16 protein-coding genes are annotated in these 21,639 nt (G+C 66.8%); 12 read left to right on the top strand and 4 right to left on the bottom strand.

Translation table 11 applies throughout. The features are described 5' to 3' along the window. Window positions 1-4: 4 nt before the first annotated feature. From DP939_RS22250 to DP939_RS22265, 4 genes are all read right to left on the bottom strand, one after another. Complete coding sequence (locus DP939_RS22250) at window positions 5-1,324, bottom strand: helix-turn-helix domain-containing protein (RefSeq protein WP_113982688.1); 1,320 nt, start codon at window positions 1,322-1,324, stop codon at window positions 5-7. A gap of 566 nt (window positions 1,325-1,890) precedes the next feature. Next, complete coding sequence (locus DP939_RS22255; RefSeq protein ID WP_199565329.1) at window positions 1,891-2,292, bottom strand: serine hydrolase; 402 nt, start codon at window positions 2,290-2,292, stop codon at window positions 1,891-1,893. 78 nt (window positions 2,293-2,370) lie between these two features. After that, window positions 2,371-2,754, bottom strand: a complete 384-nt coding sequence (locus DP939_RS45490; protein ID WP_147268077.1) for a hypothetical protein — start codon at window positions 2,752-2,754, stop codon at window positions 2,371-2,373. A 159-nt stretch (window positions 2,755-2,913) separates the two neighbouring features. After that, the gene (locus tag DP939_RS22265) at window positions 2,914-10,101 is read right to left on the bottom strand and encodes a polymorphic toxin-type HINT domain-containing protein (RefSeq protein ID WP_147268078.1); all 7,188 of its coding nucleotides are present in this window, start codon (window positions 10,099-10,101) and stop codon (window positions 2,914-2,916) included. A 1,225-nt stretch (window positions 10,102-11,326) separates the two neighbouring features. Here DP939_RS22265 and DP939_RS22270 point away from each other — a divergent pair. From DP939_RS22270 to DP939_RS22325, 12 genes are all read left to right on the top strand, one after another. Then, window positions 11,327-12,154 carry a hypothetical protein gene (locus DP939_RS22270; protein ID WP_147268079.1) on the top strand — a complete coding sequence of 276 codons (828 nt, stop codon included), beginning with the start codon at window positions 11,327-11,329 and terminating at the stop codon, window positions 12,152-12,154. Window positions 12,155-12,165: 11 nt separating this feature from the next. Further along, a complete protein-coding gene (locus DP939_RS22275; RefSeq protein WP_147268080.1) occupies window positions 12,166-12,798 on the top strand; it encodes an SAF domain-containing protein in 633 nt (210 codons plus the stop codon). A gap of 38 nt (window positions 12,799-12,836) precedes the next feature. After that, a complete protein-coding gene (locus DP939_RS22280) occupies window positions 12,837-13,466 on the top strand; it encodes a hypothetical protein (protein WP_113982693.1) in 630 nt (209 codons plus the stop codon). Then, on the top strand, window positions 13,459-14,748 hold the full coding sequence (locus tag DP939_RS22285) for a CpaF family protein (RefSeq protein WP_199565330.1): 1,290 nt from the start codon (window positions 13,459-13,461) through the stop codon (window positions 14,746-14,748). Before DP939_RS22280 ends, DP939_RS22285 begins: the two co-directional genes overlap by 8 nt. After that, a complete protein-coding gene (locus DP939_RS22290; RefSeq protein WP_113982694.1) occupies window positions 14,733-15,584 on the top strand; it encodes a type II secretion system F family protein in 852 nt (283 codons plus the stop codon). Before DP939_RS22285 ends, DP939_RS22290 begins: the two co-directional genes overlap by 16 nt. Continuing rightward, window positions 15,584-16,423 (top strand): type II secretion system F family protein, encoded by an 840-nt coding sequence (locus tag DP939_RS22295; protein WP_113982695.1) that lies wholly within the window; start codon window positions 15,584-15,586, stop codon window positions 16,421-16,423. The genes DP939_RS22290 and DP939_RS22295 overlap by 1 nt, the downstream gene beginning before the upstream one ends. A gap of 60 nt (window positions 16,424-16,483) precedes the next feature. Beyond that, entirely contained in the window at window positions 16,484-16,642 is a 159-nt protein-coding gene (locus DP939_RS22300) for a hypothetical protein (RefSeq protein WP_199565331.1), read from the top strand. Next, window positions 16,639-17,010, top strand: a complete 372-nt coding sequence (locus DP939_RS22305) for a TadE family protein (protein WP_199565332.1) — start codon at window positions 16,639-16,641, stop codon at window positions 17,008-17,010. The genes DP939_RS22300 and DP939_RS22305 overlap by 4 nt, the downstream gene beginning before the upstream one ends. Beyond that, window positions 17,010-17,414 (top strand): TadE/TadG family type IV pilus assembly protein, encoded by a 405-nt coding sequence (locus tag DP939_RS47040; RefSeq protein ID WP_225878425.1) that lies wholly within the window; start codon window positions 17,010-17,012, stop codon window positions 17,412-17,414. Before DP939_RS22305 ends, DP939_RS47040 begins: the two co-directional genes overlap by 1 nt. Then, window positions 17,411-17,800: a pilus assembly protein TadG-related protein gene (locus DP939_RS22315; protein ID WP_199565334.1), complete on the top strand. Its 390-nt coding sequence runs from the start codon at window positions 17,411-17,413 to the stop codon at window positions 17,798-17,800. Before DP939_RS47040 ends, DP939_RS22315 begins: the two co-directional genes overlap by 4 nt. Continuing rightward, a complete protein-coding gene (locus DP939_RS22320; protein ID WP_147268081.1) occupies window positions 17,797-20,196 on the top strand; it encodes a BTAD domain-containing putative transcriptional regulator in 2,400 nt (799 codons plus the stop codon). Before DP939_RS22315 ends, DP939_RS22320 begins: the two co-directional genes overlap by 4 nt. A 249-nt stretch (window positions 20,197-20,445) precedes the next feature. Continuing rightward, window positions 20,446-20,886 carry a hypothetical protein gene (locus tag DP939_RS22325; protein ID WP_147268082.1) on the top strand — a complete coding sequence of 147 codons (441 nt, stop codon included), beginning with the start codon at window positions 20,446-20,448 and terminating at the stop codon, window positions 20,884-20,886. The last annotated feature ends 753 nt before the right edge of the window (window positions 20,887-21,639 follow it).

The following is a 21,639-nucleotide window of genomic DNA, read 5'->3' on the forward strand; positions in this document are numbered from 1 at the left end:
ATCTTCATAGGTCGGCGTCCCGCATCGCCGCTCCGAGCGCGGGCGACAGCTCGCGGACCGCCGCATTCCTGGGGTGGCGGGCCAGCGCGCGGGCGAGCTTGCGCAGGTCCGTGGTGATGGTGGCGGAAGTGACTGTGGCAGCGCCATTGAGCAGCCGGCCGGTGAGGTGGCAGGCGTGGTCGATCTCACCTGCCGCGGCGTACGCGAGCGCGTGACGCACGCCGTACCGAACCCTGGTGCGTAGCGCGTACGACGGGACCTGCGCCAATTGCGCCGCTATGACCTCGGCGGCCTCCGCCGGGCGCCCCAGGTCATGGAGACACCAGCCGCTGATCATGCCAACCGGGTCCGGCAGGTGGGTCGTACCGATCACAGGGCCATCGGACTCAGTCGCGGACTCGGCCATGAGGGCGCGGGCCCGGTCCAGGCTGCGCATGCAGGCACTGTGATCTCCGGCCAGCGCATGCCCCTGCGCCTCCCGCTGGGCCGCGAGACCGCGAATCCGTGCGGAGATGTCGCCCTCCTGTGCCTTCCTGGCCAGGTCGATGGTCTGCTCCGCGTCCTCCTGGTACAACGTCACCAGCGCCCTGCGGACCAGCCCGTACGCGGCCAACTGCCGGTCGCCGCCCGCCTCGGCGAGTTCGACCGCCCGCTGGGTCCACCACAGAGCCGCCGGTTCGTTCCCACTTTCCTGCGCCAGCCAGCCGACGTACTCGGCGTACCGCGATGCGAGGCGCAACAAAGCCGGCCGCTGATTCTCCCCCATACGCGAGGACATCTCCTGCAAAGCATGGGTCTGCGCGATGAGGGCCGGAAGCAGCAGGCCAGGGCCGGCCACCTGGCCCATCCGGCGGTACTGGTCGAACAGCGCTCGGGACATCCCGAGCAGCGTCGTGTCATCGGGCTCGGACGCAGACCCGAGTACCGGTACAGAAGCCGTGGCCGGTATGCCAATGCCCATGCCCGCCATCGACACGGCTCCCGCCACCATGACCTGCCGCCGGTTCACCGGGTGGAACCGGCTCTGCCCGTCCTTGGACAATCGCATCAGCCACACCTCCTCATCACCGAATCCCCATCCCGCTCCGCCGCTCCCGCTGCGAGACGGCCGCCGGCCGACCAGTGCGGTCAGCGCGCCCTCGGCACCGAGCTTGGCGTCACAAAGACGCGCCAGCTCTGTGCTGGGCGCTTTCAACCCTCGTTCGACCTTGCTCAAGTGGCCCTTGCTGTAGTGCACGAGCCTGGACAGTTCCGTGAGCGACAATCCGGCGCCAAGGCGCCGCCGGCGCAGTTCCGCTCCAAAGGGGATCGGCTGCTGGACCACATGGACCTCCCTCGCTGCACATCCGGGCAGCCGAGGGCCGGTACTCGCAAGAGTGCGCCACCCGCTGCCGGACGGACAAGACCGGTTCCGGCGTTTCCCGTTTCCACTTCGGAGGCAATACGATGCCGCCACCTCTGTCGAGAGCCGTTCACGCAGGTCCTGCCGTAGAAAACGGCAAATGCATCCTTACCCTTGGGTGATGCCGAGCGTGTCGGCATCGGCATTCGACTCCATTTGGGATGGTTTGGTAATGATCAGAGGGCGGTGAGGCGGGCGGTGGCGAGCAGGATGGCGAAGGCGCCGATCACGGCGGCGGTGTAGCCATGAACCGAGGCCGCCGCCCTCGTCTGGTTCTCGGCCAGGGGGTCGGCGATGCCGGCTGCCGGGCGGTCAGTGCTGCGTCCCGGCCGGACTCCACACCGCGCCCGTGATGGGTCACGGTGTGCCGCTCACCGCCCGGAGTTGGCTTCCAGCTATTCGGATGATCCCTCGGCCTCGAAAGGCACGTGCGCCAGACACGCTGTCATTGGAATCCACGTGGCCCGTGGTGAGCGAGTGCGCCGTGGCTACCCGAAGGCCTGGTAGATGGCCCGTGTATAGCGCGCACTGCGGTCGGAGCCGATGATGCTGGAGGCCATCTTGTTCATCACGTAGGAGATCGTCATCCGTCTCCCGACGTCCATGATGATCACCGATCCGCCCCAGCCGCCCCAGAAGTAGATCCGTTCGTCGGGGATCCAGGGCACGGCCGCACGCTTCGACAGCGCGTAGCCGATGCCCCGGCGCAAGGGCATGCCGAGGACGAGGTCCATCCCATCGCTCTGTTCGTCGAAGATGAGGTCGATGGTCGTGCGTTCGAGCAGGCGTATGCCGCCTGCCTCGCCGCCTCTGGAGATGTCCGAGAGCACCTGGGCGGGCGAGCGGGCGTTGCCGTGCGGGTCACCGCCCCGATGTCCGCGCGGCGCCACGACGAGGGGTTGGCTGAGGATGGCATTAAGTGCTGACCTGCACAGCATAGGCGAAACCGTTTCTGCGCCGGTCTTGTGCTAACTCCGCTGCAGTAGCTTAATAGCTTCACTCTGATCGATCATCAAATAAGCCGTATCCGACCCTTCCACGTCGGCCATGGAGAAATAGGGGAGCATGCTCCTGTCGATCATCAATCGCAACTTGGCGCCATCTTCACAATTATCGATCGTCAGCGCGCCGATCATGGTCTCCTCCTTGAGGTGATCGGCGGCACTTCTCAGCATATGGCAAGTAGTGGCGACTGCGAGTGGTGCGATCTTCTCTTGCCATGCCCGGTCGGACAGTCCCATCAAGCCGGGCATGATCGGGCCGCACTGATCAGGATCATCGACATAAATACTGTTCATGAACAGTTCGTAGTCGGTCGCATCGTGCCCTTCTTGGGGGGCGGGTGCATGCACTCTCGCGAAGTGTGTGAGGACAAGCGAGTCGAGATGGCTACGCTCCCACCCCAAGTCAATTATATGTGCGATTCGGCCTGGCAGAACAGCATTTCGAGGCGGTTCCCGCTCAACTGCGCTCCACAGCTCCCTCATCCGCCTGTTCGCTAGCATTCACTATCACATCCCCAAAAAGTCGAGCGCCTTCCGTAGCGCCTTCTTGAATTCTTGGCTGTTCTTCAGCTTTCTGGCCAGCGCCTTTGAGATGCCCTTGAACTGGCCGGTCGCGAAGTCATATTGATATTTTCCACCTCCCCTGAACTGGAGGTGAATTTGCCCGTCACGATCCGCTGGATTCTCTACATCCAGGCTCATGCCGTCCTCGACGTGATTAAGGGTCCATCGCTTGCTCTTGTTGAGAACTCCGTTGGCGCCGATCTTCTTGTCGGGAACCGCGTCCGGCGGGCAATTGTGGACGAGGACGTCCGCCCGACCCGCAGAAACGTAGTAGGTGTGCGCGTCGGCGACCGTCAGATTGTATACCTGAAGGGGGGCGCTCCAGGCTTTCAACGCGCTCACCTGAAGCGGGCGTCCGATTGCGGCCTGCAGTAAAGCCCCGGGCTTGAGGCTGCCGGCGTCGGCCCAGATGTGCATGTCAGGCAGCCAGAAGGGATGATCTTCGGTTGTGATGATGACGCCTACTGCTTCTCCGGTGTCACCATCGGTGTCTACGGTGATCTGAACGAGGTGCTTGGTCCCGGCTCCAGTGATGACGGCGGTAACCGGCTTGGCATGTGTCTTCCCGGTTTCCGGGTCGGTTGCGAGAACCTTGTCGCCGATCTTGACTTGCTCGATGGGTTTGTGTGTGCCATCGGCCATCAGCACCTTGGTGCCGGCCGCGAAGCTGTTCTTACAGGATTTCTTCGCAGCCGTTAGGGCATTCTGCGCGGCTTTGAGCTCATCGCCTGCTTTAGCCCAAGATTTGTATCCTTGGTAAGCCTTGTCGATAAGGTGTCCGACCTTGGCCACCACGTTGGCGAGCTTTTTCCATTTCCAGGGCAGGCCGTACTTGGCCACTAGCTTGCCGGCGATGCCACCCGCCAGGCTCCCCAGAATGTTCCGCGCCGTTTCGCCGCAAGCCGCGAGATCCTTCTTGGCAAAACACTTGATGCCATCGGTGATGCCCAGTTCATCGGCGGCGAGTTTGCCCAGCTCGAACAGGGCGTCCATGAACGAATCCCAGTAGATGTCTCGCCGCTTTTTCACCTGACTCAGGTTCTTTTCGGCGCACTTGACCCTGCCGTGTTTCTTGGCGCACTGGTCTTGCAAACAGGTCTTGTAATCGGAGTCCCGGCTGTTGCAGGGGGACAGCCCGCCTGGATCGGACAGGCCGATGGGGTTGTTGCCCGCATAGCTGTAGGGGTTAGCCCAGGACGGGGTGCTGATCTCCAGAAGTGGATCGGTGGAGACGAACTTGCCGATGGACGGGTCGTAGTAGCGTGCCGACAGATAGTCCAGGCCGGTGGACTCGTCCTCGATCTTCCCGAGGAAGCCTCGGTCGGTGAACGGGAGGTCATCGATGCCACGGCGTTGGCCGTAGGGCAGGTAGCGTTCCCGGCTCACCGTCCCGGTGGTCTCGTCGATGCCGATTTGCTGGCTGCCGTGCAGGCCGGCGGCCAGCCAGGTGACGCCTCCGCCGGTCGAGCGCATGGCGACCGTGGCGTCGTCGGAGGTGGTGTAGTAGCGCTTGCCAGTGACCTGTCCGCCGGACAGTTCAAGTTCCATCGACCCCAGGTACAGCGTGGTCTTTCCGTCCGGGGTTCGGCGGATCAGTCGTTCGCCGTCGGCGTCGTAGACCATCGAGGTGTCCTGGCCGTCGATGGTGGCCTTGGCCAGCTCGCCGAGCTCGTTCCACTGGAAGGTGCCGGTCTTGCCGTCCTGGGTGCGCGAGGTCAGTTGGCCCGCGTCGTCATAGGTGTAGGTGTCGGTGCCGCCAGGCCGTTCGATGGAGGTGACCGCGTTGGGGCGGGTGGCATCGGGGCCGGGCGTCGGGTAGCGGTAGGTGGCGGCCTGACCTGCGTCGGTCTTGCTCGCCAGATTGCCGACCGGGTCATAGGTGAAGCGTTGGTCATATGGGTCGACGCCCTGCTGATCAGCGCCGCCGGCGCATGAGGACGCGGTAGTGGTCCATGCTGCCGAGAGTTGATGACGGCCATCGTAGGTGAAGCACTCCGCCTGGCCCTCGGTCACACCGGGAACGGCGGAGGCCGCGTCCAGGATTCGGGTGATCTCGCCGGAGATGTCGTAGGTCAGCCGGTCGTCTTGTGCGGTGCGAGGTGTGGTGGTGTCCGCTCTGGCGGTGGTCGTCACCCGGCTCAGCCAGCCGGTTTCTTCGTTCCACTGCAGGCCGCGTTTGACCTGCCCGCGCTCACCGTACAAGCGCTCGCTCATCCGGGCGGTCGCCGTGTAGGTGGTGTCCTTGACGTAGGTGTATCCGCCGCCGAGATCGGAGGTGAGGCCCTTGGCCAGTCCGAGTGCGGTGAACGTGGAGGTGACGGTCTCGGCGGGCAGTCCACCCGCGGCGGGCATACCGACCCGCTCGACGTCGCCGGCGGTGTTGTAAGCGGCGGTGAACGTGTACTCCCCGGCCAGCGCCCCTTCTCCGGCCGGAATGACCAGCGTTGATCCGGTGGGGCGGCCCATCGGGTCATACCCGGTGACCTTGTCAATGTAGGCGCGTCCATCGGCGAAGCGGGTGGCGGAGGTCAGTTCGCCCTTGGCCAGCGTGTCGTAGGTCCACTCGGTGAGCTTGGTGCCGGTGTCCGGTTCGCCGGCCCACTGGCTGCGGGGGCGGCCGATGTCATCGTAGCGGTAGGAGACCTTGGTTCCGTTGCCGTCCACGGACCAAGCCATACGTCCGCCCTCGTCGTAGTGCTGCTCGGAGTCTCCGGCATCGGGGTCGTGGCTGTGGGTGCGCCGTCCGAGCAGGTCGTAGCGGAAGGTGCGGACGTTTCCATTGGCGTCCGTCATCGAGGTCAGCTTGCCATTACGGTCATAGCCGTAGGTGGTGTCGTGGTGGGTGGCCGCGTTCGCCCATTCTTCGATCTTTATGACCTGGTCGATGGCGTCAGTGTGGTAGACGCTCTTGCCGCCGGCGGGTGGCTGTACCTCGTGCCGGTCGCCGAAGTAACGGGTCGCGGTACGACGCAATTCGCGCGAGCCGGTGTAGGCGATGCTCGCCGTGGGCCGTCCCACGCCGTCGTACACGGTGCGAGACCATCGTGGTAGGTCGGCCAGAGCGGGGTTGAGCAGGCCCGCCCCAGGCGCCTGGGTGTTGTGCGCGGCTTCGGAGACCGCGTCTTCCTGACCTCGCCCGTTGTAGGTGGTGACGCTCACCATGCGCCCACCGGCAGGGGAAGCGGACTGCTGTTCGCGGGGCCGCCCCTGACCATCCAGGTAGTTGTACTGGGTTAACCAGACGGCACCGGTGCCGCTCCCCGACTGCACGGTGCTCGTCGCCGTGCGTACTGATGTGGTCGGCTGCCCCAGCGAGCCGTCAAAGGGGATCGAATAGCTGACCTTCGCGGCCGGCGTGCCTCCGCTGCGCGGCTGTACCGGTGTCCACAACTGCGTGGTCCGGCCGGCGGCGTCGTAATCGACCTGGATGTCTTTGTTGTTGGCGTCGCGAATACCGCTCGCCTGACCGTGCGCCGCCGACGGCCACGATGTGCTGGTGTGGCCGAGGGGATTGGTGACGGTGATGCCACCCGTCGGCCAGCCGGTGGCGGGGTTGTAGGCGGTCGTGGTCACCTTGCCCAGCGGATCGGTCGCTGACGTGGGACGGCCGTATCCGTCGAACGCGGCTTTGGTCGTGCTGTAGACCGAGGCGCTGCCGTAGGCACGGCTCTGGGTGGGGTTGCCCCGGGTCGGGGTGTTGGACGCGGGATCGGTGGCACCGTCGTACAAGATGAGGGTCTTGCCCAGGAGTTCACCCGAAGCGCAGTCGTCGCCGGCACGGCGCTCTTCGCCTGCCGGAACATTGATGACCCATTTGGCGGTGTTACGGGCGTAGGTGGTCGTCTGGCAGGTGTTGTCGGCAGCCGTGGAGGTGTCGCCGTAGTCGTTGACCTTGGTCGGCAGGCCGTAGGAGTCGTAGCTGGTGCGCTGGTCGGTGTAGCGCCAGCCGGTCGAGACCTCCTCACGGGTGACCTCGCGGCTGGTGCTGATCCGCAGCGGGTCGTGGATGCCCGGGCCGGTGCCAGTGGAGGTGCGGACGTACTCGTACCGGGTGGAGCTGACCTCTTCGAAACCGCTGGGGCCGGGGCCGTTGCCGGGTGGGATGGTCGGGGTGACGGTCGGCGTGGGGGTGATGGTCGGGGTGGGGGTGCTGCCGCCGGAGCAGAGGCCGAGGTCTTTCCAGGTGCCGTCGCGGCCGGGCTCGATGATGGTGGAGGTGGTCGCCTCCCAATGGTGGTCCTTCCACGTGACTCGCGCGCCCTTGGCGTAGAACGCGAAGTCGACCCAGGCCGGATAGGTGCAGGCCAGGGCACCTCTGCTGGCTTCGGTCAGGGCGCCCAGCAGGTGGCGGGCGGGGGCGGCCACGGCGGCGGCGACCTTGGCGATCGGCCCGCCGGCCGCCGGTGCCGCGATGGGAGCGGGCTGGGCGGCGGCCGGGGCGTTGGTGGTCATGGTGGTCGCGCGGAGGGTCTGTTCCTGAAGGGTCCGGCCGGCCAGGACGCGCAGGTCGTTGAAGGCGTTGCCGTCGAAGTCGGTCACCGTGGCGTGCTTGAGGGTGCCGTCGGCGCGCGGGTCGTCGTACATGCCGCGGAAGTACGTCGAGCTGGTGACGCTGTAGTCGTCGGGGTCATCACCGCTGCCGGTGATGGTGCGTACCGTGCCGTACCCGCGGAAATCGTCCCAGTCCTCGTTCAGCCGCTTGCAGATCTGGTCGGGGGGCAGGTCGCAGAACGTCCCGTGAGTGGTTTCTGTTTCGAGGTAGTTGAACGGCTTCGCCCAGGCAGGGGTGCCCACGTACTGGTAGCGGGTGACGACGTCCGGTGAGCCGCCGACCAGGTCTTTGTCGATGACCTGGGTGGTCAGCCATTTCAGGTACACCGCGCGGGAGGTGCGGGCGATGCCGCCCTCGTCGTAGTAGGTCCCCAGCGTGGACATGTAGCAGTCGCGAGCATTGGTGTCCCAGCCTGAGCTGGGGTAGCCGGAGGGGACAGGACAGGGATTGGCCTGGCCGTAGGAGACATCGGTGCGCCCGCCCAGCCCGTTGTACACGGCGGAGATGCGGGGGAACCGCAGCCGGGTCTTGTTCTCGCCGTTGTAGTCGGCCCGGTTGTCCAGCAAGGTGGCCTCGAAGTCCACCGGCGGCAGCGGAATGTCCGGGCCGCTGCCGGCCAGACCGACCGGGCGGATCGTGTCCAGCCACAACACCGGCATTCCAGGCGGAAGCGGGTCCAGGATCTGGGTGTAGACCCACTTGTAACCCAGTTCCAGCCGCGTCACCTCGTCCCACCCGCCGGAGCCGTTGGCGGTGGAGGTGACGATGGTGTTCAGTCGCTTGGAGGTGAAGAACGCCGGCCCCTGGTCATCGCAGGTGACGAACTCGCCTGGAGCCGGGGGTGCGCAGTCCAGGTCGGTGGGGGTGTCATCGTCCCACGGCATGCCTGAGGAGGGCGGGGTGCCTCGGTCCACCGTGTTGAAGGTGACCTTCGCGATCGGGGTGGTCCCGGTGATCTGCTTGTTGTGGCCGTATTCCACCTGCTGCAGGTAACCGCCCCGGTCATAGGCCAGCCGCCGGGATGCCGGATCGCCCGGGCCGAGATTGCACAGGGCGACGTGGACCATGCAGTACCAGTTCTCCTCGCGGTGGTAGCGGTAGTCCACGAGGTTGCCGTTGGTGTCCAGCTCCTGGTCCAGGTTCCACCGCCAGGGGGCGTAGCAGCGCTCGGAGGGGTACTTGTCCCGGCACGGCTCCCCGGCGTCGTCGCCGAAGTACGGCGTCTGCCACATCGCATCGCGGCGGTAACCGAACCGGTAGGCGTTCCCCTCCATCGTGGTGACCAGCCAGAACGGCTGCTGGGTCACGCTGGAGGTCAGCCGTTCGATCTTCCAGCCGAAGTCCTCGGCGGTCTTGTAGCCGCCGGTGCTCTTGTCCTTGACGATCGTGGTGGACTTGCCCTCCAAGGAGAGCACCAGGTGGGAAGTGGTGTAGTCGGTGGTCGCCGGGTCGTCGTCGTTCTCATCCGGGGACTCCCAGCACAAGTCCTTCCAGTCCCGCTGATCGCCCTTGCGGCTCTCGAAGGCATCGTCGGCACACGGCCGGAAGCGCTGCTCGATGTAGCCGGCCCCCACGTCCCAGCCCATCCCGGCCACCGACGCCTGGTTGTTGGTGTAGTTGGTCAGGCCGTCGATCGCCGTGGATGAGTACGACAACGCCAGCTCCGGGCCGGCGCCGTTCACCGACGGCGGCACCGTGATCGGGTAGGAGTAGGAGAACCCGCCGCCGGAATCGCCCGCCTGCCAGGTGCCTGCCGGCTTGAGGTCGGTCGCGGCGAAGTTGCCGGTACCCGATCCGGGGTCCTCGGCCGCCGCCGCGGTGTCCAGTACGTACACCGACTCGTTCGTTTCGACGGTCGCCTCGATACGGCCGTGGGCGACGTCGTTGCGTATCCCGGTCACGGTCGTGGCCCGGCCTGCTTGCCCGGTGTAGTCGGCCTTCTTGCAGCTCGCGTCGAGCGCACAGGCGGGCAGCGCCTTCATGGTCAATCGGTAGGCCGCACCGGCTGGTAGCGCGTCACGAAATCCGGAGTAATCCAGACCCAAGCGCACCTTGCCCGGCCCGGTCTGAGCGTCACTGCGGGCAAGCCGTACCGCAACCCCGATGCCGCCGAGCCGCTTGGCGATATCCGCGCCGAGGGTTTGCACCCGGACCTTGGCCGGGGCGCTCTGCCCGCCCTGCCCGTTCCGGGTGACGGTGACCGGCGTACCCGGCACCGGCGTCCGTCGCTCGGTAACGGGCACCTCCCCGGCCCCCGGCTTCGGCCACACCGGGGCCGCTTTGGCCTGGTTCGGCGGCGGGACGTCTTCTGCGCCGATGGTGTCGGCGACCTTCTCGATCTCACGGCCATCCACCGACTTCTCCGAGCCGGCGCCGCCGGATAAGTCCGGGATGGTGTTCACCACGATCATCCCAGCGAGTGCGACGGTGGTCACAAGAACACCGATGAGCCAGACACGCACGCGTGAATACAGCACGCCGCAGCCTCCAGATGCCGATGAAACCTGCGACGCGCCGCCTGGCTGTCGCCCGCCAAGATGGTGGAAATATGAACGATCAACCGGAATATCGATCAGCAACAGCGTTCGGTCAATACGGTCAAGGTGACTTATCGATCACCGACCGCAGGCAATCGGGCGAAATCGAGGCGCTCGTCGCGGCGGTCATGGCAGGTCAGCCGACAGGTAACTGTCGAACCAGTCAGGTGGCTGAGTACGTGATCACGTTTAGGTCACGGACACTGGATGTGGCGCTGCGGCTGTGGTCAACCTCACAGGGGGTGGTCCCAAACCCGAGCCGGGAGGCCCGCTCGCCTCCGCTCCCGCTCCATGGAGCGGGGGCGGAGTGCCGTCTCGGTTGTGAACGTTCGCGTCATCCACAGAGCGGGGGGTCGTGAAGTTGATCGGGCAATGGCGGCATCCAAGTCCGACCGTCTGGCTACCGCACGTTCAGCGGGCGGCCACTCACGCGAACCCTCGAATCCGCCTCCGTTGGCGCGCAGTCCTCGGCTTCACGACAAGGGCACCTCGTCGCGCATGGCATATGGTTCAGCGGTCTACGTAAACTTTAATTACGTCACGTGTCCGTAGATGCAAGCCCGACGAATCACGTCAGGATGCCTGAACTGTAATCAAGAGGGCGGATGGTGGCTAGAAATGTCATTTCGGTATGGCAAAAGCCACTTATCTACACGAGCCCTAGACTCCTTTTGGCTCTGGAGGCTTTCCGTATTACGCTGACCACTCCAAGTAGTCGCTCTGTTTCAAGGCGAGGACATGTCATGTGGCGGAGCCATGCCTTCTACTGGCCGGTTGCAGCTTTGCTGATCGCGGGACTGACTGCGTGCCAGTCGTCCGGTTCGCGCTCCGAAGCTCCAGACACCTCTCACTCGCCCGCGCCGACCGACACTCTGGCTGCGGCGAAGCAAGCTGTTCTGACTGCATACCGCGGCATGTGGCAGGACTTTCAGGATGCGGGCCATACCGCCGACTGGGAGGCTTCTGTTCTTGGCGACCATGCCACCGGTGACGCTGAAGTGGTCCTCCGGCATGGGCTTTACGTAGCACGCCAAAAGGGGCAGATACTCAAAGGTAGGCCACTACTGCATCCACATGTGACCGAATTCGCCGCGAGTACGGCAACAATCGCTGACTGTGTCGATGACTCTCACTTCGGCCTCCACACTAAACGCGGCAAACGAGCCAAAGAGGCTGGAGTAGGGGGCCGTCACAAGGCCACGGCGCAACTCGTTCGTCGTGAGGGCTCGTGGTACGTGAGTTCCTACCTCCTGGATGAGGTGGGCACGTGCTGAAACGACTGGCTATTGGCGGCATTGTCACATCCCTATTCAGCCTGATGCCGGCTGACGGTGACGGTGGCGGCGCGGCTCTCATCCAATGCGGTGGGAATGGTGGTCCAGGTTGTGTCACCGAAGCCCGGCGCTGGTGGAACGGCCTGCCTGCTGGAAACAGCGGTGCCCACCCTGCCCCCCAAGCGGAGAAGCCGCGATGCACCACCGTGCCTGCGGAGCCGCCGCCGGGGGCGTTCGACAGTGGCCGGTGGTCGATGATCCAATGCCCCGGCCAGCCGGGACTGCTGGTCAGGGATGGCGGTGCGCTCGAGCGTGACCCGGCGGATGAGCAGGTCACCCCAGTGATGGTGGCGCTGATGGCCCGCGACCGTCTGAAGCTTCCGCGGCCCAAGATCGTCTCGTCGCCCAAGCAGGACGTACCCCAACTCGTACGCCTCCCTATATGGCTGTCGGTCTCGCCTGCGACCTGGCAGCCCCACAGCGCAGCCGCCGATGCCGGCGGTATCACGGCGACGGCGACAGCGACACCGACCACCATCACGTGGGACATGGGAGGCGGCCGCACCGTCACCTGCCGCGGCCCCGGAACACGGTTCCAGCCCGGCCGTCACGATCCCAGCCAGGCGTCACCGACCTGCGGTCATACGTACCAGGAATCCAGCGCAACGGTTCCGGGAGGGCGCTATCGCGTCACCGCGACGATCACATGGGCGGTCACCTGGTCCACCGCTGGGGAGCGCGGCACTCTGCCGCTGCTGACCACCGCCTCAACCACCAGCTTCCGCGTGGCCGAGAGCCAAACGATCATTACGGCGTCCTGAACGGGGGAATCATGGTCAAGTCGGCGCTCAATCCAATGAAGCCCAAACCGCTCCCGTTCATCACACGCCCTGGCGCTGGACGCGTTCTGCTCGGCGGGCTTGTGGTGATGGGATGCGCCTTCGCTTCCACCACATTCACCATGCGGGCCGAGGTGACCGCGTCCACGCTGGCCGTTCAGTCCGACCTGCCGGTCGGCCACACACTGAGCCGGCACGACCTCAGCACGGTCAATGTGACCGTGGGGCCGGGCGTACGGTTCGTCCAGGCCGATCGAGTGCAGGAGGTCGTGGGAAGGCGGCTGCGGGTCCCTATGGTGGCCGGTGCCCTTCTCACTGAGGGCAACCTCGGCAATCCCACGTATCCGCACCCAGGCCAAGCGCTGATCGGCATCGCGGTCAAGCCGGGCCAGTACCCACCTGACATCGGTCCAGGGGACCACGTCGCCGTTTCCACAGTCTCCGACGCAACCGACTCGCAGCGGACGGCGCCCGTCTCCGTCACCGCCGTCGTGACCAAGATCGATCGTCCCACGGAGCCACAGAACCCCGCGGTGGTCACACTGCTGCTCTCGCACGCCCAAGCGCGCCTGGTCGCCGCTCCGGCCGCGCAGGGACTGACGACCTTGATGCAGGTGGCGCCTTGACCGTGATCGGTGTGGCCTCGATGTCAGGCGCTCCAGGGGTGACGACGCTCGCGTACGCGCTCGCCCTGGCCGCACATGCGACGCTCCTCGAACTGGACGCATCCGGCGGCGACCTGACGAGCCTTCTCCGGCTGCCGCCCGATCCCGGGCTCGTCTCCTTGGCGGCTGAAGTACGGCGGAACCGTGGCGCGGACGTGCTCGGCCGCAACGCTCAGATGCTGCCGGCCGGTGTCGCAGTGATCGCCGCACCCGCCCGGCCCGATCGCGCGAGCGCGGTACTGAGTGCGTTGGCCCCGGCCCTGCCCGAAGTGCTCAAGGAGGTGCCCGCGCACATGCCGATCGTGGCCGACCTCGGGCGGCTCACCGGCCCGTCCAGAGAATTCGCCGCCCTAACAGACCGGCTTCTGGTGTTGACACGACCTCGGATGCCGGACCTCGTCCACCTCGAAGGGCTCGCGGAAGCCGTACCGGATGCCGAACTGATCCTGATGGGACGCGGACCGTACCCGCCAGGAGAAATCACGGCCGCCCTCGGCCTGCCGGTCACCGCCCACGTCCGTCATGATCCGGCGGCGCGGGCGCTCCTGGAAGGACGGCGACACCGTACCCGCCTGACCCGCGCTGCCGCCGAGATCGCCGCGACCTTGATGGAGCCGGCCCGTGCATGACCTCATCAGCAAGATCCGCGGTGAGGTCGCCGACCGGATCGCCGAGCGTGCCCGCGCAGACGAGGAGATCGGGCGGGCGCCCATGTCGCCGCAGGAGCGGCGGAAGTTCGGGCAAGAGCTGATCACCGAGGCGCTCGACTCCCACGTCCGGCGGGCACTCGATTCAGGGCGAACACCGCTCGATCCGACCGGAGAAGCCCAGATCGCGCGGGCCGTGGACAACGCGCTGTTCGGGCTGGGCGGCTTCCAGCAGTACCTGGACAATCCGCTGGTCGAGAACATCAACGCCAACGCCTACGACGATGTCCACGTCCGCTACGCCGACGGCACCGAGCGCGAGGTCGGCCCCGTGGCCTCCTCAGATGAGGAACTGACCGAGCTCGTCCGCACCGCCGCCGCCCTCCTCGGCGTCGGCGAACGCCGCTTCGATCCCGGGTCGCCGACCCTGGAGATGGAGTTGCCCGACGGCTCCCGGCTGGTCGCCACGATGGCGGTCTCCCGGCACCCCGCCGTGTCCATCCGCCGGCACCGCTTTCCCACCGCCACGCTGGACGAACTCCGCCGTACCGGCACCTTCGACCGCCCCATGCAGGCCTTCCTGTCCGCCGCGGTCGCGGCCCGCAAGAACATCGTGATCGTTGGGGCCACCGGCAGCGGCAAGACCACCCTCGCGCGGGCGATGGCCTCCGCCGTGCCCCGGCATGAGCGGATCATCACGGTGGAGGAGCAGTTCGAGCTGGGCCTTGACCGCGACCGGTCCACGCACGCCAACGTCCTGGCCCTTCAGGCCCGCCGGGCCAACATCGAGGGCCTGGGCGCGGTCACGCTGTCGGACCTGGTCCGTACCGCCCTCGGCATGTCACCGAGCCGCGTCATCGTCGGCGAGGTCAAGGGCGATGAGTGCATTCCGATGCTCAACGCGATGACCCAGGGCAACGACGGGTCGCTGTGCACGCTGCACGCGAGTTCCAGCCAGGGCGCGTTCTCCCGGCTGGCCTCCTTCGCCGCCCAGGCACCCGAACGCCTGTCGGCCGAGGCGAGCGCCCTGCTGATCTCCGAGGCTCTGCACTTCGTCGTGTACATGGCGGTCACCAGGGACGGCATACGGGCGATCTCCAGTGTCCGGGAGGTCGTGGGCTGCGAAGGCATCAACGTGATCTCCAACGAGGTCTACGCCCCAGGAATCGACCGGCGTGCCGTACGCGCCAACCCGCTCCGGACCGAGACGCTCGACGACCTGGAGGCCGCCGGACTGGACGTCGAAGGGTGGCTGCTGTCGTGATCAGCGCCCTGGCCATGCTCTCCGCACTCGCCGGCGCGGGTTTCGGACTCGGCACGCTGCTCATGGTCTCTGGCTTCCAGGGCCATCCGATCGAAGCGCGGCCAAGGCCCACACTGCATCCGAAGCTGCTGGTCAGGCTCGCGGCCTGCGCAGGGGCCGGCGTACTCGTCGGGGCGCTTACCCGATGGCCGGTCGGGGCGTTCCTGGGCGGGCTGGGTGCATGGTTCTTGCCGCAGGCGCTTGGCCCTGACCGGGAGCATGTCCGCCGCGTCGAGAAGATCGAAGCGGTGGCGACCTGGGCGGAGATGCTGCGGGACACCCTCGCCGCGTCCGCCGGGCTGCACCAGGCGATCATGAGTACGGCCCCGATCGTGCCTGAGGCCATCCGGCGGGAGGTCACCGAGGCCGCGGCGCGCGTTGATCGCGGTGAACGGCTGGCCCAGGCGTTGAAGCAGCTCGCCGACGAACTCGCCGATCCGACCGCCGACCTGGTGTGTTCCACACTGGTGATGGCCTCGACCCGGCAGGCCGGACATTTGGGCGAGCTGCTCGGACGGCTCGCGGAGGTGGCACGCGCCCACGCGGTGATGCGGCTCCGGGTCGCCGCCACGCGTGCACGGACCCGCTCGTCGGTACGTACGGTCATCGCGGTCACCATGCTCATGACGGGCGGCCTGGTACTCCTCAACCGCGACTTCCTCGCCCCCTACGACAACGCGACCGGTCAGGCGGTACTGCTTCTGGTGGGCGTGGCGTTCGCCGGATCGTTCGTACTCATCCACCGGCTGGGCCGGATCCACGAGCCGCCGCGCATCCTTAGCCGGGCGGAGACCTGATGGCGGCGTCGCTGCTGCTCGGAGCGGGGATCGGCCTCGGGGTGATGTTGATCGTCTCCGGGCTCTGGCCGTCCCGCCGGCCGCTGGCCCTGGAACTGGCCCGGCTCCGCCACAGCCTCCCCGAGAGCCGGACGCGCCTGCTGACCGCCCGTGGCATGCCACAGGCCGCCTCCACCGACCTGGCCGTTTGCGGCAAGAGCATGGCCCGGCACCTTGCCGAGAAGGGCGTCGCGACCTTGGTCTTCGCGCTGCTCGGTCCCGCCGTGTACGCGGTTCTGGCCCTGGCGGGTGTGCCGATGCCCTGGCAGGTGCCGGTCTGGTGCATGCTGCTGCTCGGCGCACTCGGATTCTTCGTGCCCGATCTGGCACTCCGGTCGGAGGCCGCCAGGCGCCGCGCCGAGTTCCGGCACGCCCTTTCGGCCTTTCTGGATCTGGTCGTCGTATCCCTGGCCGGTGGGCGGGGCGTGGACGGCGCGCTGGCCGATGCCGCAGAACAGGGCGGCGGCTGGGCGTTCGTCCGGATTCGCAGCACGCTCGTGGCGGCGACCTCCGCCCGCCGTACGCCCTGGTCGGCGCTCGGACAGGTCGGCGAGGAGTACGGCATCCGCGAACTGTCCGAGCTGGCCGCCTCCGTCGCCCTGGCCGGTACCGAGGGGGCGCGGGTACGCGCGTCGCTCATCGCCAAGGCGAACTCGATCCGCACCCACCAGCTCGCCGCGATCGAAACGGAGGCGCAGGCGGCCACCGAGCGGATGAGCGTCGCCACGGTAGGGCTGTTCGTCGGATTTCTGATCTTCACGGGGTACCCGGCCATCGCCGCAGTGCTGACCGGGTTCTGAACGAGGGGGAGAGCCATGTCCCGAATTGCGTTGACCGTCTTTGTCGCCTGCGGGGAGAGGGTGCGAAGGTGCCGGGAGATCGCCAGGCAGCGGCCGGACGGGGGCTATACAACGGAAACCGTGGTCGTCGTCGCGATCCTGGTGGCCATCGCGGTCGCCGTCGGCGCGGTGCTGATGTCGAAGCTGCTCGCCAAGGCCAACTCGCTCGACCTGCGGTGAACGATCGGGGCTCGGCCACGGCCGAGCTGGTGGTGGTCTTCCCGTTCGTGATGCTGCTCATCTTGCTGGTGATCCAGTTCGGGATGTGGCAGCACGCCGTACACGTCACCGAGGTGGCGGCGGCCGAGGCGCTGGCGGTCGCGCGGGCGCATGGCGGAAGCGCGGGGGCGGGGCGGGCCGAGGCGTCTTCCCTGCTGTCGCGGCTGGGCGGCTCGGTGCTGCGGTCACCGCGGGTGTCCGTGTCGCGTACGGCGGAAGCCGCACGCGTTCAGGTCTCGGGGGTGGCGCCGGCCGTCGTGCCGTTCTTGCGGCTACCTGCGACGACCGTCGCGTACGGGCCGGTGGAACGCTTCCGGGGCGACCGGTGATGGGTGACGATCGAGGGTCTGTCACCGCGGAGGTCCTTCTGCTTACGACGCTGCTGATCGTGCTCGCGCTGTTCGCGGTCGCCGCGGGCCGGCTCGTGACGGCTCGGCTGGAGGTCAACAACGCCTCCCATCAGGCCGCGCGGGCCGCGTCGATCGCCCGTACTCCGGCCGCTGCCGAGTCGGCGGCGCGGAAGGCAACAGAGATGGCGTTGGGGGCCGAGCGTGTGACATGTGCCGATCGGAGGGTGAGCATCGGGCTGGCGTCTTTCCGGCCAGGCGGAACGGTCACAGTGTCGGTGACCTGCACGGTGAAGCTGTCGGATGTGGCGCTCGTCCGGCTGCCCGGGAGTTCGGCGCTGACGGCGTCGTTCTCCGCGCCGATCGATTACTGGAGGTCGAATTGACCGGCTTCGTGGTGGCCATCATCGGGGCGCTCTTCCTGCTCTGCGGGTTGATCGTGGACGGCGGGCTCGCACTCGGTGCACGGGTACGTGCCCTGAACGAGGCCCAGGAGGCGGCGCGCTCCGGCGCGCAGCAGCTCGACCTGGCGGCGTACCGGCGCGATGCCACGGTACGGGTGGACGCCACCCGGGCACGTACCGCCGCTCTCTCCTACATCGCCGCCACCCCGGATACCGCGGCCGTGGAGGTCGTCGGCGACACGGTGACGGTCACCGTGCGGGCGGTCCAGCCGACGCAGATCCTCGGGCTGGCCGGGCTGAGGTCGATTCGGGTTACGGGGAGGGCCACGGCCGTGGCCCAGCGTGGGGTGACGGGGGTCATCAGGTGATCAGGTTCCTTGTTGTCGTTGGTCGGGTTCTGGCCGTTTGTGCCTTGCTCATCGGGGTGGAGGTCGGCATACCGGTGATGCTGCTCCGTTTCGCGGGCTGGCCACTGCCTCGCGCGATTCCCACGGGCGGGGACATCGAGGCGTTCCTGATGAATCCGATCTCGGAGGAAGTACTGCTCAAGGCACTTGCGTGTCCACTGTGGCTGCTTTGGGGAGCGTTCACGGCGGCGTTGGTGGTCGAGGCGGCTGCGGCGGTCCGTGGTGTGGAGATCCACGTGCCGATGCTCGGGCCGTTGCAAGGCATCGCGGCCGGCTTGATCGGCTCGCTGAGTTTCGCCATGCTGCCCATCGAGGCGGAGGCGGCCTCGTTCAGTACGCCCGGACGGCCCGTCGTGGACGCTCCACAGCATGTGGATCCGCGCACCCATGTGGTGAAGAAGGGGGACAGCCTCTGGTCGATCGCCAAGCACGAGTTGGGGGAGTCGCGGAGCTGGCGGAAGATCTGGAAGCTGAACGCCCATCGCCGCCAGGGCGATGGGCAGGTGTTCACCGATCCTGAACACATCCGACCAGGCTGGAAGCTCCGGCTGCCCGCACTTCGTCCAGAGGCGATCACCCTGGACCACACCCGCTCGGTGGCCCTCATCCCCGAGGCGCAACCCAGCGCAGCACAGCCGGTTCCCGCCAAGGCGCAGGCGGAAGATCTCGGAGGGCAGTTCGTCGTGACGATCAACGTGCCGTCCGGCGCGGTGATCGCTCTATCGGCGGCAAGCGGCGTCTGCGCTGCTTACGCCGCCGCCCAGTTCCACCGCCGCCGTCGACGGTCTTCCGACCCGGTTCGCCCTCCCGCCGTCGTCCAGGCCGCTCGCAGCACCTTCTTCCAGCCCTTCCGTGATCAGGGCGTATCAGTACCCTCGAACGGCGATTTGATCCGGCAGATGTCGTCGATCGAAACCCCGGACCGCCTGATGATCGGTACTCACGACGACGGTACGGCTGCCGCGGTACCACTGAGCGGACTCAGCCTCGGACTCACCGGCCCAGGATCCCTGGACGTCGTCCGCGCTCTGCTGCTCGACCTCCTCCACCAGGCCGGCAACTTCCGCCTGGAGATCATCATCACGACCGCCGACGCCGCGGCGATCGTCGAACTCGACCGAGGCGGCCTGGACGCGCTCGCCAACCGCCTGCCAGGCGTCACCCTCGTCGATTCACCGGCCAACCGGTTGGAGGAGATCCGCTTCACCCGAGGACGCATCCTCGCAGAACGCGACGCCGCCGACATCGACGAACTGCGCCAACGCGACCCCGGCGAACTCCTGCCGAACGTCCTGCTCATCGGCACGATCGAAGGCGATACGGCAGCACGCGTCCAATCGCTTGTGACAGCCGGCGCTCAGTACGGACTCGGCGCACTGCTGTTGGGAACCTGGACCTCCTCCTGCCACATCGGCCCCGACCACCGGGCGACCACCGCAGAAGGACCGTACGCCCGGCCACTGCACAACGCCTCCCTCGTACACCTACCGGCCGCCGATCTCGTGGACGCCCTGCGCAACCTCGCCGATGCACAACCTGTGGACAACGTCCCCGACACCCCCGCACCGCCCGCAACGGCGATCCCCTGGGAGCACGCCACACCGATCCGCGTACGCGTCCTGGGCAAGCCCGCCGTCTGGGTGAAAGGCCATGACCAGCCACTACGCATCCGAGGGCTGAAGCTACTGCTCCTCGTCTACTTCGCCCTCCACCCACAGGGAGCCACCAAGGAAGCGATCGGCGAAGCCCTATGGCCGGGCAAACAACTCGGCCACGAGTTCCACAGCCTCCTCCGCCACCTCCGCGACGCCCTGGAAAAGGCCACTGGCCTGACAGGCGAGCCCTTCATCCAGGCCATGGACGACGAAACCTACCGCATCGACCCTGCCAAGATGAGCTACGACCTCTGGGACTTCCAAGAGGCGGCCAAGACCGCCCGCACCACCCCCGCCCCCGAGACCCAACGCGCCGAACTCGACCGGGCGGCATCCCTCTGCGGCGGCGAGTTGGCCACCGGTATCCACGAGGATTGGGTCCTGGACGAGAAATACCCGCTCACCCTGGCCCAGGTCGACGTACTCACCCAGTTCGCCTCGCTCTGCCGGGCAGACGACCCCGACCGCGCCGTGGACGCCCTCGAACGAGCCCGCGACATCGACCCGGACGCAGAAGAAACCTGGTGCCACCTGATCCGCCTACTCCACAACCTCGGCCGCCCCGCCCAGGCCCGCCACACAGGCCAACTACTCCGCGCCCACCTCCATGGCCTCCAGGTCGAACCCACTCCAGAGACCGAAGAACTTCTGGCAGCCATTACAACCTGGAGCACTCCCCAGAGCAGACGGCGTTCCTCATAGGCTCGCCCCTAGGAAGAAACCTGAGCGGTGATCTCCGGTCCACTACTCGGTGATCATGACCTTCCCCGAGATGTGGCTCCGGGCCCTTTGTTACCAGCGGGTACCGCTAACGGCTGTCCTGCTGTCCCCCGACCCCGTGAATACTCCGTAAGGTAATACGGCCCTTCGGAAAGTAGTCGATCTACCGCTGTGCGTTAATGATGGAAAGGTCTTGACGGGAACGCCGACTCCCACCTCCTGGAGGCACCAATGAAACACCTCCGCCGCCCAGCACCCCTCACCGCTCGCGCCGTGCTGGTGGCCCTGGTCGCCGCATCCGCCCCGACTCTGATTGCTCCCGCCGCCACGGCCGAACACCGCGGGCCCGGATGCGGCACCGGCATCCAGCAGTGGATCAGCAACTCGTTCGCCCAATACCAGGGATACCTGCGATCCTCCGACGGCGAGACGGCCGACGTGATCGTCCGGCTGGACGGGCCGGACGCCACCGTCATCTTCAACGGCAATCCCCAACCCCCCCAGCCCTACCAACTGGACCCCTCCGCTACCACCATCAGCTGGGGGCCATCCGCCTTTCCCAGCACCCTGTCCGCCCCCTCCTGCGCAGGCGACCGCGTGACCGACGCCGACCTGTCCGTCCAGACCCTGGGACAACTCGCCGCACAGGGCCGGGGCTACCGCACCGGCTGATCCCGCCGGCGCGGCCGGGTCACGCTCGTCATGGCCGCCACCCGGCATCGAGGCCGGACATGTGCCGGCCGGTCGGTATCCAGCATGTAGCGGACGGTATGGCCGTCGCGGCCATCACATACCTGGGTCGGATATCTCGCGGCGGCCAGAGCGGCCAGCGCCAGGTACACCACCCGTTCGGTGACGCCCGGGGCGGCGGCGATCCGGGACGGGCGGGGCCGAGGGGTTCGGGCCAGGTACAGCAGCACTTGCGCGTGACGGCTCAGGCGGCCTCATCGACAATCGGTTCGACAGGCATGTTTGCCCAGCGGGCCCCCGCTCGGCAGGGGAGTGCCTACTTCTACTTGAGGACGCGAGACCCACGCGTCAGTCACGGCGTACCGGCTGGGGCGACCGCCGGCGTGTGCGCAGGCCGGTCTTGAGCGCGAAGCCTTGGCGGGCGTGTTTGCCCTGGTAGAGCGGGCGATTAGGGGTGCGGTACCAACCCCGACTCGTAGGCGTATGTGCCACCTCTGTTAATGGGCGGGGGTGCAGTCGCAACTTGATTCAACGAGCAAAATATCGCCTTACAACTAATCCAGAATTCACCGGCCACCATTTCTGTATTGGGGCACGTATATCCGTGAGACCTAGCTGGTAACGCCACGTTTCGCCAGATCGGTAGCCGACACTCCACTGAATGTAATTGCCTTTCTCCTCCCTTCGCGATTGAATTGGATTGTCGAAAGCAAGGGTGGCATGCGAAACGTGTGT

The organism is Spongiactinospora rosea, assembly GCF_003315795.1.
GTDB classification, from domain to species: Bacteria; Actinomycetota; Actinomycetes; order Streptosporangiales; family Streptosporangiaceae; genus Spongiactinospora; species Spongiactinospora rosea.

Excerpts from the sequence above, each read along its gene's own strand:
- DP939_RS22295 (WP_113982695.1), top strand. The coding sequence starts at position 15,584 with ATGGCGGCGTCGCTGCTGCTCGGAGCGGGGATCGGCCTCGGGGTGATG.
- DP939_RS22275 (WP_147268080.1), top strand. The coding sequence starts at position 12,166 with ATGGTCAAGTCGGCGCTCAATCCAATGAAGCCCAAACCGCTCCCGTTC.
- DP939_RS22325 (WP_147268082.1), top strand. The coding sequence starts at position 20,446 with ATGAAACACCTCCGCCGCCCAGCACCCCTCACCGCTCGCGCCGTGCTG.
- DP939_RS47040 (WP_225878425.1), top strand. The coding sequence starts at position 17,010 with ATGGGTGACGATCGAGGGTCTGTCACCGCGGAGGTCCTTCTGCTTACG.